Source organism: Pseudomonas sp. B35(2017) (assembly GCF_002113645.1).
GTDB lineage: Bacteria > Pseudomonadota > Gammaproteobacteria > Pseudomonadales > Pseudomonadaceae > Aquipseudomonas > Aquipseudomonas ekonensis.
Map to the genome: position 1 here is coordinate 203,470 of NZ_NEIZ01000003.1, position 16,194 is coordinate 219,663.

A 16,194-nucleotide genomic window follows, 5' to 3' on the forward strand; every position below is an offset into this window, starting at 1 on the left:
TCGTTACCTCGATAGAGGGGCCTGTCAGCTATGAGGTGAGCGCGGGTCCGAAAGTTCTATCGATTTTGCGGGCGCCGAAAAAGCCGTTTCGGGAGCGTGGTGCGCGCAGGCTGCGGGCGTGACAGCGCGGCCCTGCGGCGTCTTGGCGGACGCCATCGCCAGCAGGCTGGCTCCCACAGTGAAGCGTGGGTGAATGCAGAATCTGTGGTCACGGCAGAACCCTGTGGGAGCAAGCTTGCTTGCGATGACGGCGGCACATCCGGCCTCGATGGACCAGACCGGCCGCCATCGCCAGCAGGCTGGCGCCTACAGGGGCCGTGCCCGCCGCCGAGCGGATGCGGCGGCGGGCGGCGTTCATTTGCCTGGGGTGAGGGTCAGGCGGGTCTTGCCGTAGACCCGGTCGAAGTTCTGCGGCTGCATCGGCAGGCCGATGTACTGCCCCTTGAGCCACGGTTCGATCCCGTTCAGGTAGTTCGGGCTGGCCGGGTTGCCGGACTGGCCGGTGCCGTTCTGGGCCGACAGCGGTTCGCTTTGGCCGAAGTCGACGATGAAGCGCATCGACGGCGCGCGGCTGACGGCGGCGTCCTGGCCCCAGGCGAAGGCCGCCAGGTTGAGCGTGGTGTGGTCGCCGCCGGCGGCGAGCGGGCCGCGGATCGTCTGGCCGTTGGCGTTTTTCCACTCGTAGCGGTGCAGCTTGCCCCACTGCCAGGCTCTGCGGTCGCCGCCCAGCTGGCTGTCGCCGGCGCTGATGGCGGCGGCCAGGCTGCGGGCCAGGATCGCCGGTTTGTCTTCTTTCTGCGGGGTGCGGACATCGTCCCAGAACGGGCTGTCCTCGCGGCCCAGCAAGTGGTCGGCCTGGGCGGCGTAGGACAGGTCGCCGTTGGCGACGAAGGCTTTCCACGCCGGGCTGCTCTGCGGTCCGAGTTCGTCGAGGAAGATCTGCTTCATGCTTTCCTGCAGGAACAGCTCGTAGATCGCCGCATCGGCGGAGGTCGGGCTGAGCTTGCCGTCGAACGCCATCAGGCGCGTGTAGGCTTCGCGGGCCTTGGCGCGGTCGGCGTCCGGCAGGGCTTCGATCGCCCGCTTGAGCGGCTGGGCCATGCCCGGCGCTTCGAACATCTTCTTCAGTTTGGCGGCGAACAGGGTGGTCTGGTCGTACTGCATGGCAATCACGCTGCGGCTGTCGTGCTTGCCGCTGCCGGCCAGCTCGGCCAGGCGCTCGCCGCGCTCCGGCGCAGCCCAGGAGTTGGACAGCTGCATGCCGTAGCCATGGGGGATGACCCGCTGGTTGGCGGTGCCGAGCCAGCCCTGGGCCGGGGCCTGATCGTAGGGGTGCAGCATCGGGTCGGCGTAGCCGTCCCAATCGTAGCGGCCCTCCCAGCCCGGCGACGGCAACAGGCCTTCGCCCTCGCGGCGGTTCGGGAAGCGGCCGGTGACCTGCCAGCCGATGTCGCTGGCGTCGGCGAACACCAGGTTCAGCCCGATGGCGCGGATTTCCCGGCTGGCGTCCGAGGCGCGCTCGGCGTTCTGCGCGCGGCTCAGGTCGAACAGCGCATCGAGGGACTTGTCGTCGGTGAAGCTCGGCACTTGCAGCGCAAGCCCGAAACCCGAGCCCTGGGCCGCCTGAGCACTGTTGAGCAGCGCACCGTGGCGGGTTTCGTACACCGCTTCGCGGATCGGCCGCTGGCCTTTGACGAAATAGGTTTCCTGGCGCACCGCCAACGGCTGCCATTTGCCGTTGACCTCGTAGGTCAGGCTGCTGCCCTGACGGCGGATCCTCTCCAGGAACAGGTCCTGGTTGTCGCCCTGCACGCTGCTGATGCTCCAGGCCACTTTGCCGTTGAAGCCGCCGAGCACCATCGGCAGGCCGGCCACGGTCACCCCGGCGGCCTGGTATTTGGGAGCGCGGATCTGCACGAAGCTCCACAGCGACGGAGCGGCGAGCGGGCCGTGGCTGTCGCTGGCCAGCAGGCTCTTGCCGCTGCGGCTGCGTTGCGGGGCGATGGCCCAGTTGCTCGACGACCCGGCGCCGAGCAGGTTCAACGCCGCCAGTTGCTGGGTGGCGTTGCTCAGTTCGCTCAAGCCCGGCACCTGGCCGTTGAGCTTGATGCCTTGCAGTTTGTCGGCTTCGGCCAGCGGTAGGTTTTCGTCTGGCGCCGACGGGGTCAGCCAGGCCAGCTTGTCGGTGGTGACGGTCTGTGCGAGCACCAGCGAGGCGATCTCTTCCGGCAGGTTGGCCGACTGGCTGAAGTTCAGCAGGCAGAAGATCAGCGCCGAATCCTCAGGCTTCCAGTACTCCGGCTTGTAGCCGCTGGCGGCCAGGTCCCCCGGCAGCTTGTCGGCGTAGCGGAACAGGTAAGCGTTGACGCCCCGCGCATAGACTTCGAAGAAGCGCTTGAGCCGCGGCGACGAGGCCTTGTACAGCTCGTCGGCGCTTTTCTTCAGGTTGACCGCGCGCATGTAGCGGTCGGCATCGAGCAGGGCCGGGCCGGACATCTCCGCCAGACGGCCCTGGGCCAGCAGGCGCAGGGTCACCATTTGGTTGATCCGGTCGCCGGCATGGACATAGCCCAACGCGAAGAGCGCATCGTGGAAGCTGTTGCTTTCGATCAGCGGCATGCCCATGGCGTTGCGCCGCACCGAGACGTTCTGCGCCAGGCCCTTGAGCGGTTGCACGCCGGAGACGGGCGGGAGCGAATCCTGAGCGTTCCAGGTCTGGCAACCGGCCAGGCTCAAGACGCCGGCCACTGCTGCGGCAACGCCGAACCGGGGAAGAAATTGTGTGAGGGCTGGCGAGGCCATGGCAAGGCTCCTGCGGGGGGTAGCGTCAGTAAAGGCGCTACGTTAGTGAGCGGGAAGGGGCCGCGCAAGCGGGTGACACAGTTATTTCCGGGGCGGGGCGCTGCGTGCGACGGAACGGGGTGCTTGCTCTGCAGCGAACGGAGATGTTGAAGTGGTCGATCAACTGACCTTTCGAGGGAAACACCGCCATGGAGCTTCAGGCCAACGCTGCCCTGATCATCATCGACCAGCAGAAAGGCATCCTGCATCCGCGCCTGGGGCGACGGAACAATCCGCAGGCCGAGGCGCGGATCCTCGACCTGCTGGGGACGTGGCGCCGCAGCGGCCGGCCGGTGATCCATGTCCAGCACTTGTCCCGTTCACCGGACTCGGTGTTCTGGCCCGGGCAATCGGGGGTGGAGTTTCAGGAACGCTTCGCGCCGCAGGACGGCGAGCGGCTGGTCCAGAAGCAGGTGCCGGATGCGTTCTGCGCGACCGGGCTTGAAGCGATGTTGCGCGGGGCGGGGATCGGGCAACTGGTCATCGTCGGCGTGGCGACCCACAACTCCGTGGAGGCCACGGCGCGCACGGCGGGCAATCTGGGGTTCGAGGCCTGGGTGGCGGAGGATGCGTGCTTCACCTTCGACAAGGCCGATTTCTTCGGTGCCTTGCGTTCGGCCGAGGATGTGCATGCGATGTCGCTGGGGAACCTGCACGGCGAGTATGCGACGGTGGTCGGCAGCCGCGAGATTCTGGCGGCGGTCTGAGGGCAGAGGCGGTGAATGGGCTGACGTCATCGCTGGCAAGCCAGCTCCCACAGGAGAGGTGCGCGACGCGGATTCCATCCGAGAACAACAGTCTTCTGCCAGCCTTGCGGCGCTCGGTCTGACGCCATCGCCAGCAGGCTGGCTCCCACAGAATCTCGGTTGAATGCAGTGTTTGCGGTCACTGCAGAACAAGGTGGGAGCCAGCCTGCTGGCGATGGCGGTCGGTCAGGCGAAGGCGGTCTTCGCCCCAGGCGTCACGCGCCGTGGCACTTCTTGAATTTCTTGCCGTTGCCGCACGGGCAAGGGTCGTTGCGGCCGACGTCCTTCAGGGCGTTGCGCACCGGCTCCTGGTGGGCGTGGCCGCAGTTCGGGCCGTGGACATGGCCATGGTCGTGGTGGTGATGGTCATGATCGTGGTTGCAGTCAGGGCCATGGACATGAGGTTGCTGGGTCATCGGGGTCACTCCGGAATCAATTCGGCGGGGATTATCACGCCATTGCGCTCCAGGTGCACGTAGTGCGCGATGAATAAACCGGTTTCCATCTCGCCCTGCAGCCGGTAGGGGATCTGCTGGTTCGGGTTCTTCAGCAGTTTCACCACCTCTTTCACCTGGGGCCACAGGTTGGTGCGCACCGGCACCTTATAGAAAGCGCTGCGTTTGGGCCCCACCGTGATCCAGTGTTCGTGCTCGCCCTCGGTCAGCAGCAGGCCGGCCAGGTGCACGCGGTATTCGAGGCCGCGCACGGTCAGGTCGCTGTCGTTGGGGTTGTCGATGCGAAAGTGCAGGATGAACTTCTGTTCCAGCAGCTTGGCCCGCACCACCTCGACCCTCACCAAATGAACGGCCGGGTCGGGCAAGTCGTCAGCGAACCACGAGGCGCAGCCGCCCAGGGCCAGAAACAGCAGCAGGCTGAGGAATTGCAGGTTGCGCCATCGACCGGGCATGGAGTCACTCCTTTTCGGCCCAGTCTAGACGCCGCTCACCTCACGCGCCGAAATACCCCGCGCAGCACTTCTTGAACTTCTGCCCGCTGGCGCAGGGGCACGCGTCGTTGCGGCCGGTCTTCATCGCCACGGTCGGGTCGATGAAGTACCAGCGGCCGGCGTTCTGCACGAACGACGAGCGTTCGCGGTGGCTGTGTTCGCCCTGGCTGTCGTGCCAGCGGGCGGTGAAGGTGACGAAGGCGTGCTCCGGCTGGCCGCCGAGCACTTCCGAGCTTTCCACCTCAAGGCCGAGCCAGGTGCTCTGGGCGCTCCAGTCGCTGATCGACTGGCGATCCAGCCCCGCTTGCTGGGCAGGCAGGGTGGTCGCCACCAGGTAGTCGACCAGGCCCAGCACATAGGCGCTGTAGCGCGAGCGCATCAGGGCTTCGGCGCAGGGGGCCGGATGACCGGCGTGATAATGGCCGCAGCAGGCTTCCAGCAGGTTGCCGCTGCCGCAGGGGCAAATGGCTGTACTCATTGCGTCACCACCAATATTTGCCGAAGTTTTCCGGGTTGGCCCAGAACTTCGAGTTGAGCCAGTCGGGGACTTGCTTGTAGTCAAGCAGATCGTAGGTGAACAGGGTCAGCACCTGCTCGTCGCGGGCAAAGCGCTCGCTGGCCTGCAGGGCCAGGGAGTAGAAGTCCGTCTCCTGCCAGCCGCTGGCCGCAAGGTCCGCCAGCACGGCGATGCGGCTGGCGTTGAGGTTGCGGATGCCGCCCAGCAGGTTCAGGCCGTCGCGCTTGGGCAGGTGCTCCAGGCAATCGACCACCAGCGCCAGGTCGAACCGCTGCGCGGCGAGCTCATCGGGCAAGGCGCCGGGAGCGGCGTGGGCGACGCGGGTGTCCGGGTGGGCCTCTTTGAAGGCGGCCAGGGCCGGGAACTCGCTGGCGCCGATCAGCAGCAGGCGGGCCGGCGCGTAGCGGTCGAGCAGGGCGGCCAGCGCCTGCTGCGGCGTACGGGGGGAAAGGGCGACGGTCATGGAAAATCCTCGGTCAGGCCGTCAAGACTAGCGTGCCGGGGCGCAGGAGCCTAGCGCCCTGTTTCGCGGGTTTGCGGCAAGTGCGGCGAAGTCCCGTGAACAGGCGTGCAAACAGCCATCACCTATTGCTGGCGGAGATTAAAACTCCGGTCTTTACTCCCTGAATCGGTTGCAAGCCGATCCCTCAGGAGAAAACTAGATGAGCATAGTTCGGACAGCATTGCCCTTGGTTCTGCTAACCAGTGTGTTGACTGGTTGTGCAGGTTTGCAGAAAACCGACTGGCCGACCTGTGCGGCAGTCGGCGGTGTCGTCGGCGCAGGTCTCGGGGCGACGGAAAGTTCGTCCTGGGCCGGTTACGGCGCGCTGTTGGTCGGTGGTACGGCAGCGGCCTACTGCTGGGTGCACGGTGACGGCGACGAGGACGGCGACGGTGTGCCGGACAGCCGCGACAAGTGCCCCCACACGCCTCGCGGCGTGAAGGTCGACGCCGACGGCTGCCCTCCACCGGCACCTGCGCCAGTGGTGGAAGAAGCGGTCGTGGTCAAGGAAGAAACCATCGTGATCCGCGATGTGCACTTCCAGTTCGACAAGGCCACGCTGACGCCATCCGATAAACAGGTCCTGGACAAGGTCGCCTCGCGCCTGAAACAGGAATCCTCCACCGCGCAGCTGACCGTGACCGGTCACACCGACAGCGTGGGCAGCGATGCCTACAACAAGAAACTGTCGGACCGCCGTGCGCACTCGGTGGTCGAGTACCTGATCCAGCAAGGCGTGCCTCGCGCAAGCTTCGTGTCGGTGACCGGTGCCGGTGAAAGCCAACCGGTGGCGGACAACAAGACTGCGGACGGCCGCGCGCTGAACCGTCGCACGGAAATCAAAATCGTGCGTTGAGCCCCCTCGCATCCGCGGCTTGTGCAGTCGCGGATGCGGGTCTTTACTCCTGTGTAACCGGTATGGGCCGGTGACACAGGAGCTTTCACGATGAGTGTTCTCACAAGGTCCGTCTTGCCGGTTCTGCTGCTGGGCAGCCTGCTGACCGGTTGCGCCACCCACAGCGATGGCACCGCTCCCCTCAATCAACGCACGTGGCCGATCTGCAGCCTCATCGGCGGGCTGGTCGGCGGCGGTCTCGGCGCGCTCGAAAACGGCGGTTGGGCGGGCGGCGGCGCGGCGTTGGGGATCCTCACCGGCGGACTGATCTGTTACGCCCAGGACGGCGATGAAGACGGCGACGGCGTGTTCGACCGCCGCGACCGTTGCCCCGACACACCGGCCAACACACCGGTCGACCACCGCGGCTGCCCGCTGCCGCAGTACCCGGCCACCGAGAAACCGGCCCCGGCCCCACAGACCGAAGTCATCACCCTGAGCGATGCCGGCAACGTGCTGTTCGATTTCGACAAGTCCGACCTGACCCCGGCTGCGAAAAGCCAACTGGATTCGTTGATGGACAAGCTGCGCAACGCCGACGTGGTAAGCATCAAGGTCATCGGCCACACCGACAGCAAAGGCACCGACGCCTACAACCAGGCCCTGTCGGAGCGGCGCGCCAGCAGCGTGGCGGCGTACCTGCTGAGCCAGGGGCTGGAGCCCGGCAAGCTCACCAGCGAAGGACGCGGCGAGCGCGAACCGGTGGCGGACAACAACACCGATGAGGGCCGTGCGCAGAACCGTCGCGTGGAACTGCACATCAATCGTTAGGAATTGTCTGTAGTCCGCAGGCTAGAGCTGTCGGCCGCCGAATCACGGCGTGCCGGCGGCCGTCCGGCGGGTGACGGATTTTTTTCATTTTCCCCTCTGGCTAATCCATCACCGAAGCCGTTACTGTGCGCCCAAAGAATAATTCCGACACGGGGGAGCGTATGAAGCTGTTATGGGGGCTGGGGCGGTTGTTGACCCTGCTGTTCGTTTGCGTGGTGCTGGCCAATCAGTTGGTGCCGTTTGTCCGTCCGCTGCACCTGCTGGTCAACCTGGCCGGCGGTCTCTGGCTGCTGATCCACGTCCTCGAGGCGCTGCTGTGCAACCGCAGCCTCAAGGGGCGTCCGCACCCTTGGCGCGACCGTGGCCGCATCCTGCTGTTCGGCGTTTTCCACCTGCAAACCATCCCGGCCCCGGCCGCCCCGGAGGCTTCCCATGCGTAAACTCTGCCTGCTCGCTGCATTCATCAGTCCACTGGCCTGCGCCCAGGTGGTCAGCGTCGAGACCAACTCCCTGATGCGCCTGCCCAACACCGCCAGCACACTGCAGCTGGAACGGCTGGAGGTCGCCGACTACGGCACCTTGCTGGTGCCGTCCAACGTCACCGAACTGACCGTCAAGGAATTGCGCCTGGGCCACGAAGCGCGGATCGCCATCGTGCCGGGCGAACAGGCGCTGGACATGAAGGTCAGCCGTGCGGACCTGGCCGAAGGCAGCCGGATCACCGCGCGCGGGGCGCCGGGCACTTACGAAAAAGCGGCCCGCGCCGGGCGCAACCTGAACCTGCAGTTCAAGGCGCTGAACGCGCCGCAGCTGTCGGTCGATGCCCGCGGCGGCACCGGTGCGCCCGGGTTCGTCGGGCTGGACGGCGCCAACGGCCAGGATCCGGGCTGCACCTGGGGTCAGGCCGGACGCGGTTTCGACGGCAGCAACGGCAGCGACGGCCAGCCGGGCGCGCCGGGCGGCCTGGTGCGTCTTGAAGTGCCGCGGGACTTCCCGGCGCAGTTGATCAAGGTCGATGTGGCCGGCGGCGCGGGCGGCCCGGCGGGGCCTGGCGGCAAGCCAGGGGCGGGCGGCAAGTCCAAGGGCTGCCTGGTGTACCGCGCCGACGGCGGCAAGAGCGGCCGTCCGGGCGCCGACGGCCAGCCGGGGCCTGTGGGCGCGGCTGGCTCCGTGACCGTGCAGCACCTGTAAGCCATCGCGCTCAGGCCAGGGAGCCGGCTCCCTGGCCTGAGCGGTGTCGCGTGCGGCTCAGAACGTCGGCCGCGCCGCCGCCACCGCCACCAGGGCAATCCCGACCAGCAGGTTGATCCCCACCACCCGACGGATCCGTCCCAACACCGCCGCGCCCGCCGGCCAGTCCTTCGCCTCCACCGCCGTGCGCAGTTCCGGCAGCATCAAGGCCTGAATCCGGATGAACAGCGCCGTCATCACCACGAACAGCCCCATCATCACCTGCACGTAACGCGGCGCGTTGTCGAAGCCGATCTGCTGCAGGTGCAGCATGCCCACGCCGGTGACCGGCAGCAGGATCACCGCGCCCCACACCCAGCGGAAAAAACCTTGAAACACTTCCACCCACAGGGTCAGCCGGCCGGGGCCGTCCAGCGCCTTGATCGCGGCGGGGCGCAGCACCATCCAGGCGAAGAACATGCCGCCGACCCAGACCAGGGCGGCGAGCACATGCACGGGATAAACGAGGCTAAAAGGTGTCATTGGGGCACTCCGTTCTGCGCGGGACTGATTAGCGGGGTATGATAGCGGCCGATCCGAACCACTGAAAATTTATCCAGCGCTTTTTGCGCCCGACACCCCATGATCAGCACCGAACTCAAAACCACGATCCAGGGCGCCTACTCGCGTTTCCTCGAGGCCAAGAGCCTCAAGCCGCGTTACGGCCAGCGCCTGATGATCGCTGAAGTCGCCAAGGTCCTCGGCGACATCGACACCGACGACGAAGGCAAGCGCAGCGGCGACCCCGCGATCGTCGCGGTGGAGGCCGGCACCGGTACGGGCAAGACGGTGGCCTACAGCCTGGCGGCGATCCCCACCGCCAAGGCCGCCGGCAAGCGGCTGGTGATCGCCACCGCCACCGTGGCCCTGCAGGAGCAGATCGTCTACAAGGACCTGCCCGACCTGATGCGCAACAGCGGGCTGAACTTCAGCTTCGCCCTGGCCAAGGGCCGCGGCCGCTACCTGTGCCTGTCCAAGCTCGACATGCTGCTGCAGGAAGGCCACGCGCAGACCGCCACCGCGCAGCTGTTCGAAGAGGAAGGCTTCAAGATCGAGGTCGACGAGGCCAGCCAGAAGCTGTTCACCAGCATGATCGAGAAGCTCGCCGGCAATAAGTGGGACGGCGACCGCGACAGCTGGCCCAACGCCCTGGAGGACGCCGACTGGGCGCGCCTGACCACCGACCACAGCCAGTGCACCAACCGCCATTGCCCCAACTTCGGCCAGTGCGCCTTCTACAAGGCCCGCGAAGGCATGGGCAAGGTCGATGTGATCGTCACCAACCACGACATGGTGCTGGCCGACCTCGCGCTGGGCGGCGGCGCGGTGCTGCCGGACCCGCGCGACACGATCTACGTGTTCGACGAAGGCCATCACCTGCCCGACAAGGCCATCGGCCATTTCGCCCATTACACGCGCCTGCGCTCCACCGCCGACTGGCTGGAGACCACCGCCAAGAACCTCACCAAACTGCTGGCCCAGCATCCGTTGCCCGGCGACCTCGGCAAGCTGATCGAACAGGTGCCGGAGCTGGCGCGGGAGATCAAGGCCCAGCAGCAGTTCATGTTCAGCGCCTGCGAGCAGATCGCCGACTTCCGTCCAGGCGAAGACACCGAAGGCCGCGAGCGGCCGCGCCACCGCTTCGTCGGCGGGGTGATCCCCGAGCACATGCGCGAAATGGGCATCGAGCTGAAGAAGGGCTTCGCCCGGCTCAACGACCTGTTCACCCGCCTGACCGACCTGCTCAAGGAAGGCATGGACGGCGAGGTCAACATCGGCATCGCCAGCACCCAGGCCGAAGAGTGGTATCCGCTGTTCGGCAGCCTGCTGTCCCGGGCCTCCGGCAACTGGGAGCTGTGGACCGCGTTCACCGCCGAGGATCCGGAAGACAACCCGCCCATGGCGCGCTGGCTGACCCTGGCCGAAAGCGGTTCGCTGTTCGACATCGAGGTCAACGCCAGCCCGATCCTGGCGGCGGAGACCCTGCGCCGCAGCCTGTGGAACGTGGCGCACGGCTGCCTGGTGACCTCGGCGACCCTGACGGCGCTCGGCACGTTCGACCGTTTCCGCATGCGCGCCGGCCTGCCGAAGAAAGCCGTCACCGCCGTGGTGCCGAGCCCGTTCCACCATTCCGACGCCGGCGTGCTGCGGGTGCCGGACCTCAACGCCGATCCGCGGGACGCCGCCGGCCATACCGCCGCGATCATCCGCGACCTGCCGGATCTGGTCGAAGGCTCGCGGGGCAGCCTGGTGCTGTTCTCCTCGCGCAAGCAGATGCAGGACGTGTTCGACGGCCTTGACCGCGACTGGCGCAAGCAGGTGTTCATCCAGGGCAACCTGTCGAAGCAGGAAACCCTGAACAAGCACAAGGCGCGGGTCGACGGCGGCGATTCCAGCGTGCTGTTCGGCCTCGCCAGCTTCGCCGAGGGCGTGGACTTGCCGGGGGCCTACTGCGAGCACGTGGTGATCGCCAAGATCCCGTTCTCGGTGCCGGACGATCCGGTCGAGGCCGCGCTGTCGGAGTGGATCGAGGCCCGGGGCGGCAACCCGTTCATGGAGATCGCCGTGCCGGACGCCTCGCTCAAGCTGGTCCAGGCCTGCGGCCGCTTGCTGCGCACCGAAGAGGACCGCGGCATCATCACCTTGCTGGATCGGCGACTGGTCACCCAGCGCTACGGCAAGGCCATCCTCAATGCGTTGCCGCCGTTCCGGCGTGAAATTTCCTGAGGCACCGGTGGGCAGTTTTGCCCGCCGCGTTGTCTATCTCTCAGCCATCGCCTGTCCATTGGCCTTCACGGGTCGCTAGGGAGAATTCCGTTCTTATGATTCGCCGTTCGTTGCCTGCCGCTTTTGCCCTGATGTTCGCCGCCCCGTTGCTGGCGGCGCCAACCGGCCAGCAGACCCTGTTCAATTTCGTCCGTCCCGCCGACGTGGTGAAGGTGACCACCGAAAACGCCGACCTGCCCCAGGCCAACGCCGAGCAGACGCCCGAAGGCGAAGTGCTGCGCCGGGTGACGTTCAGCCCGGCCGCCCGTCCGACACTCCGTCTGGCCCCGCAGACAGGCGCCTGGGACTGGTCGCAGTCCGGCATGATGAGCCTGCGCCTGCAGAGCGCCATGGACTGGGCCGTCACTGTCTACGTGCAGATCCAGAGCAACGACGGCAAGACCCTGACCAGCCGCGTCGACCTGCCGGCGGGCCCCGCGCAGACCCTACTGGTGCCGTTGACCGCGAGCTCGCCCCTGAGCCAGGGTATGAAGGCCGCGCCGCCGATGCCGATGACCGTCGACGGCCAGCGGATCCTGCTGGCCGGCAGCAGCGGCGAGCTGGATCGCAGCCAGGTGGTGTCGGTCAGCCTGTCGCTGGATCGGCCCAAGGCTGCGCAAAGCCTGTTGCTGGAGCGCTTCGGCGTGCAGGACGGCGACGAGGCGGTCAAGGCCGCCTACGGCAACCTGGTGGATGCCTATGGCCAATCCACCCGGGGCAAGTGGCCGGAGAAGGTCGCCAATGACGAACAGCTCAAGGCCGCCGCCGCCAAGGAACAGCAGCAACTCAAAGGCTGGCTGGCGGAACGCGAGAAGGCGCCGCTGGACAGGTTCGGCGGCTCGACCGGCGGCCCGGCGTTCAAGGCCAGCGGTTTCTTCCATACCGAAAAGCGCGACGCTCGCTGGTATCTGGTGACGCCGGAAGGCCATCCGTTCTACTCGCTGGGGGTGAACACCGTCAGCCCGGACGTGAACCCGACCTACGTCGCCGGGCGCGAATGGATGTTCGAATCCCTGCCCAAGCCCGACCAACCGCTGGCCAACCATTACGGCGAAGGCGACAACCGCGGCGGCAACGGCGCCGATCAGGGGCGCGGCTACAACGTCGGGCGCTGGTACGATTTCTATGGCGCCAACCTGCAACGCTTGAACGGCGATCCTTGCGCCACGCAGGTGCAGAGCCAACCCGATGCCGAGGCGGCCGCTGCCGCCGCCGTGCCGTGCAAGGCCACGATCGACGAGAAGCGCTGGACCGCCCACACCCTCGACCGCCTGCTGGCCTGGGGCTTCAACACCGTGGGCAACTGGAGCGCTTCTCCATTGGGCAACGCCCAGCGCATGCCTTACACGTTGCCGCTGTCCATCGTCGGCGACTACGCCAGCATCAGCACCGGCAACGATTGGTGGGGCGGCATGCCCGACCCGTTCGACCCGCGTTTTGCCATGGCCACCGAGCGCGCCGTGGCCATCGCCGCCCGCGACCACCGCGACGATCCGTGGCTGATCGGCTACTACGCCGACAACGAACTGGCCTGGGCCGGCCCCGGCGACGACCCGAAGTCGCGCTACGCCCTGGCCTACGGCACCCTGAAAATGACCACCGACGTGCCGGCCAAACGCGCCTTCCTCAAGCAGTTGCGGGACAAGTACCGCAACCAGGAAGGCCTGTCCAAGGCCTGGGGCATCGACCTGCCGGCCTGGGAATTGATGGAGGATCCGGGCTTCGTGCCGCCGCTGCCGAGCGCCGAGCACCCGGAGATCGAAGCCGACTTCAAGTACTTCCAGAAAGTGTTCGCCGACACCTACTTCAAGACCATTTCCGATTCGCTCAAATGGCATGCGCCGAACCAGATGCTGCTCGGCGGCCGCTTTGCCGTCAGCACCCCGGAAGCCGTGGCCTCCTGCGCGCAGTTCTGCGATGTGCTGAGCTTCAACCTGTACACCCTCAAGCCCCAGGACGGCTACGACTTCGCCGCGTTGCGTGAACTGGACAAACCGGTGCTGATCACCGAATTCAACTTCGGCTCCACCGACCGCGGCCCGTTCTGGGGCGGTGTGACGCCGCTGGCCAAGGAAGAGGACCGCGGCCCGGCCTACGCCAACTTCCTCAAGCAGGCCCTGAGCGAGCCGGCGATCGTCGGCGTGCACTGGTTCCAGTACCTGGACCAACCGGTGACCGGACGCCTGCTGGACGGCGAGAACGGCCACTTCGGCCTGGTGGGCGTGACCGACCTGCCGTTCCAGGGCTTTGTCGAGGCGGTGCGCAAGAGCAACCTGGCGACCGTCGGGCAGATCGGCAAAGAGGCTGCGCGACCTGTGAGCGACGCCGGGCATGAAGCCGAAGGCGGGCGCAAGGGCGAGGCCGGCAAGGGGCCGGGCGCCGGCCATGCCGGGGGGCACTCGGGCAACGGCCACTGACGCCATCGCCAGCAGGCCGGCTCCCACAGGGATTGCGTTGCAGTCAACGGCTGTGGGAGCCGGCCCGCAACGCCGAAAACCTCCGATCCTCACTTCGGCCGCACAACCGCCCGGCCCGCAGCAGTTCCCAAAACCCTCAAGGGCTGGAACAATGCCGGCCACTTTGTAGAGCGTTTGGGCGGGGGAGTTGCGGGTGCAGATTCAGGGACATTACGAGCTTCAGTTCGAAGCGGTGCGCGACGCCTTCGCGGCACTGTTCGACGATCCCCAGGAGCGCGGCGCGGCGCTGTGCATCCGGGTCGGCGGAGAAACCGTCCTCGACCTCTGGTCCGGCACCGCCGACAAGGACGGCAGCGAAGCCTGGCACAGCGACACCATCGCCAACCTGTTCTCCTGCACCAAGCCGTTCGCCGCCGTCACGGCGCTGCAACTGGTGGCCGAAGGCAAGTTGCAGCTGGACGTTCCCGTCGCCCGCTACTGGCCGGAATTCGCCGCCGCCGGCAAGGAATCCGTCACCCTGCGCCAATTGCTCTGCCACCAGGCCGGCCTACCGGCCCTGCGCGAGCTGATGGCCCCGCAAGCCCTGTACGAATGGCAGACCATGGTCGACGCCCTCGCGGCAGAGGCGCCGTGGTGGACGCCGGGCACCGGCCACGGCTACGCCGCGATCACCTACGGCTGGCTGGTGGGCGAACTGCTGCGCCGCGCCGACGGACGCGGGCCGGGCGAATCCATCGTGGCGCGGGTCGCCAAGCCGTTGGGGCTGGACTTCCATGTCGGCCTGGCTGACGAAGAATTCCATCGCGTGGCCCATATCGCCCGGGGCAAGGGCAACGTCGGTGATGCCGCCGCCCAGCGCCTGCTGCAGGTGACGATGCGCGAGCCGACCGCCATGACTACCCGCGCCTTCACCAACCCGCCGTCGGTGCTCACCAGCACCAACAAGCCGGAGTGGCGGCGCATGCAGCAGCCGGCGGCCAACGGCCACGGCAATGCGCGCAGCCTGGCCGGGTTCTACGCCGGCCTGCTCGACGGCAGCCTGCTGGAAGGCGAAATGCTCGACGAGCTGACCCGCGAACACAGCCTCGGCGAGGACAAGACCCTGCTGACCCGCACCCGTTTCGGCCTCGGCTGCATGCTCGACCAGCCCGACGTGCCGAACGCCACCTACGGCCTCGGCCCGCGCGCCTTCGGCCATCCGGGAGCGGGCGGTTCCGTCGGTTTTGCTGATCCGGAGCACGATGTCGCGTTCGGTTTTGTGACAAATACCTTGGGGCCGTACGTCTTGATGGATCCGCGCGCGCAGAAGCTGGCGCGGGTGCTAGCCACTTGTCTGTAAAGCATTGCCGGAGGTTCCAGGGCCGGAACCTCATCCGTTTTTTCGATTCAAAGCGTCTGTTTATCCGGGCCGACCCGTGCCGGTTGTTCATCACTTCATTTTGTGGGTTTCCAATGTCTTCCAAACCAACTCTCGCCCTGGCCCTGTGTTTTGCGATCACCGGTTGCGCCCAGACCCCGAAAAGCGACGCCGACGGCGGCAGCTGGTGGCCGTTCGGCTCCTCCGACAAGGTCGCGGCGAAAGAGCCGGCACCGGCCCCGGCACCGCTGAAGCCCGCCGTCACTGCGCCTGTGGCCAAGTCCGAAAGCGGCAGCCATTGGTACTGGCCGTTCGGTTCCGACGACGCCAAGGCTGACGTCAAGGCCGAGGTCAAGCCTGAAGCGAAACCCGAAGCCAAACCGGTCGCCGTGGCCAAGGCCGACGCCGACAAGGGCGGCAAGTGGTGGTGGCCGTTCGGCGGCAAGGATCAGGACACCAGCGCCAAGGCCGCGCCGATGCCTGACCCGAAAGTCACCCAGGCCTGGCTGGACGACTACGAGCCGCGCCTGCGCGAGGCGATCAAGGAAAGCAACCTGCAACTGGAGCGCCGCGAAAACGTGCTGGTGGTGACGGCGCCGGTGGAAGGCTCGTTCAACCCGGATCGTCCGGCGATGCTGCTGCCGGTCACTCTCGGTCCGTTCACCCGCGTGGCGAAGATCCTCGAAGCGGATCCCAAGACTGCCGTGCTGGTGCTCGGCCACAGCGACACCACCGGTGCCGCCCCGGCCAACATCAAGCTGAGCCAGGAACGTGCCCAGGCCGTGGCGGCGATCTTCCGCCTCAGCGGCCTGCAGCGTGACCGCCTGATGCTGCGCGGCATGGGTTCCGAAGCGCCGCGCGCGGCCAACGACAGCGCCGAAGGCCGTGCCCTGAACCGTCGCGTCGAACTGCTGGTGACCCCGCAGAACACCATGGTCGCGCTGCTGAGCAAATACAACATGCCAGCGCCGAAGCCGGTGACCATGGTCGCCGCGCAAGACGTCAAGCCAGCCGCCAAACCGGTGACGCCGGCCCCGGCCGCCAAGAAAGCCGCCGTGCCGGCCACCAAAAAGGCCCCGGCCAAGAAAGCCGCCGCCAAGGCCCCGGCCAAGAAAACCCCGGTGAAGAAGACCGCACCGGCCAAAGCCGCCACGGCCGACAAGAAAGTCGCCGCGGCCGATACTTCAAAGAAGTGATCCGTTAACG

15 protein-coding genes are annotated in these 16,194 nt (G+C 66.9%); 9 read left to right on the forward strand and 6 right to left on the reverse strand.

The annotated features are described in order from the left end of the window. Positions 1 to 354: 354 nt before the first annotated feature. Positions 355 to 2,802, reverse strand: a complete 2,448-nt coding sequence (locus CAG41_RS07550; RefSeq protein WP_085706820.1) for a penicillin acylase family protein — start codon at positions 2,800 to 2,802, stop codon at positions 355 to 357. A 188-nt stretch (positions 2,803 to 2,990) separates the two neighbouring features. Here CAG41_RS07550 and CAG41_RS07555 point away from each other — a divergent pair, with 188 nt between their 5' ends. Continuing rightward, on the forward strand, positions 2,991 to 3,548 hold the full coding sequence (locus CAG41_RS07555) for a cysteine hydrolase family protein (protein ID WP_085637342.1): 558 nt from the start codon (positions 2,991 to 2,993) through the stop codon (positions 3,546 to 3,548). Between the two features lie 254 nt (positions 3,549 to 3,802). On the opposite strand, the gene CAG41_RS07560 is transcribed toward CAG41_RS07555, so the two are convergent. From CAG41_RS07560 to CAG41_RS07575, 4 genes are read right to left on the reverse strand one after another with little or no spacing between them, the layout of a single operon-like run. Continuing rightward, a complete protein-coding gene (locus tag CAG41_RS07560; RefSeq protein WP_085581598.1) occupies positions 3,803 to 4,003 on the reverse strand; it encodes an SEC-C metal-binding domain-containing protein in 201 nt (66 codons plus the stop codon). 5 nt (positions 4,004 to 4,008) lie between these two features. After that, on the reverse strand, positions 4,009 to 4,494 hold the full coding sequence (locus tag CAG41_RS07565) for an LEA type 2 family protein (RefSeq protein ID WP_085706821.1): 486 nt from the start codon (positions 4,492 to 4,494) through the stop codon (positions 4,009 to 4,011). Positions 4,495 to 4,534: 40 nt separating this feature from the next. Further along, a complete protein-coding gene (locus CAG41_RS07570; RefSeq protein ID WP_085632142.1) occupies positions 4,535 to 5,011 on the reverse strand; it encodes a YchJ family protein in 477 nt (158 codons plus the stop codon). A gap of 4 nt (positions 5,012 to 5,015) precedes the next feature. Beyond that, entirely contained in the window at positions 5,016 to 5,513 is a 498-nt protein-coding gene (locus CAG41_RS07575) for a DUF6231 family protein (RefSeq protein WP_085581604.1), read from the reverse strand. 199 nt (positions 5,514 to 5,712) lie between these two features. Between CAG41_RS07575 and CAG41_RS07580 the strand changes: the two genes are divergently transcribed. From CAG41_RS07580 to CAG41_RS07595, 4 genes are all read left to right on the forward strand, one after another. Further along, positions 5,713 to 6,408, forward strand: a complete 696-nt coding sequence (locus tag CAG41_RS07580; RefSeq protein WP_085581606.1) for an OmpA family protein — start codon at positions 5,713 to 5,715, stop codon at positions 6,406 to 6,408. A gap of 90 nt (positions 6,409 to 6,498) precedes the next feature. Further along, positions 6,499 to 7,218 carry an OmpA family protein gene (locus tag CAG41_RS07585; RefSeq protein WP_085581608.1) on the forward strand — a complete coding sequence of 240 codons (720 nt, stop codon included), beginning with the start codon at positions 6,499 to 6,501 and terminating at the stop codon, positions 7,216 to 7,218. Between the two features lie 161 nt (positions 7,219 to 7,379). Next, a complete protein-coding gene (locus CAG41_RS07590) occupies positions 7,380 to 7,658 on the forward strand; it encodes a DUF1145 domain-containing protein (RefSeq protein WP_085581610.1) in 279 nt (92 codons plus the stop codon). After that, entirely contained in the window at positions 7,651 to 8,409 is a 759-nt protein-coding gene (locus tag CAG41_RS07595; protein ID WP_085632144.1) for a collagen pro alpha-chain precursor, read from the forward strand. Before CAG41_RS07590 ends, CAG41_RS07595 begins: the two co-directional genes overlap by 8 nt. Before the next feature lie 57 nt (positions 8,410 to 8,466). Here CAG41_RS07595 and CAG41_RS07600 read toward each other — a convergent pair whose 3' ends face one another. Next, complete coding sequence (locus tag CAG41_RS07600) at positions 8,467 to 8,931, reverse strand: CopD family protein (RefSeq protein ID WP_085706822.1); 465 nt, start codon at positions 8,929 to 8,931, stop codon at positions 8,467 to 8,469. 99 nt (positions 8,932 to 9,030) lie between these two features. Here CAG41_RS07600 and dinG point away from each other — a divergent pair, with 99 nt between their 5' ends. The 4 genes from dinG (at position 9,031) to CAG41_RS07620 (ending at position 16,184) form a co-directional block, all read left to right on the forward strand. Continuing rightward, on the forward strand, positions 9,031 to 11,175 hold the full coding sequence (gene dinG, locus CAG41_RS07605; protein WP_085581616.1) for an ATP-dependent DNA helicase DinG: 2,145 nt from the start codon (positions 9,031 to 9,033) through the stop codon (positions 11,173 to 11,175). A 95-nt stretch (positions 11,176 to 11,270) separates the two neighbouring features. Beyond that, the gene (locus CAG41_RS07610) at positions 11,271 to 13,631 is read left to right on the forward strand and encodes a beta-galactosidase (protein WP_085656091.1); all 2,361 of its coding nucleotides are present in this window, start codon (positions 11,271 to 11,273) and stop codon (positions 13,629 to 13,631) included. 193 nt (positions 13,632 to 13,824) lie between these two features. Further along, a complete protein-coding gene (locus tag CAG41_RS07615; protein ID WP_085581620.1) occupies positions 13,825 to 14,970 on the forward strand; it encodes a serine hydrolase domain-containing protein in 1,146 nt (381 codons plus the stop codon). A gap of 113 nt (positions 14,971 to 15,083) precedes the next feature. Next, positions 15,084 to 16,184: an OmpA family protein gene (locus CAG41_RS07620; RefSeq protein ID WP_085706823.1), complete on the forward strand. Its 1,101-nt coding sequence runs from the start codon at positions 15,084 to 15,086 to the stop codon at positions 16,182 to 16,184. Positions 16,185 to 16,194: the final 10 nt, after the last annotated feature.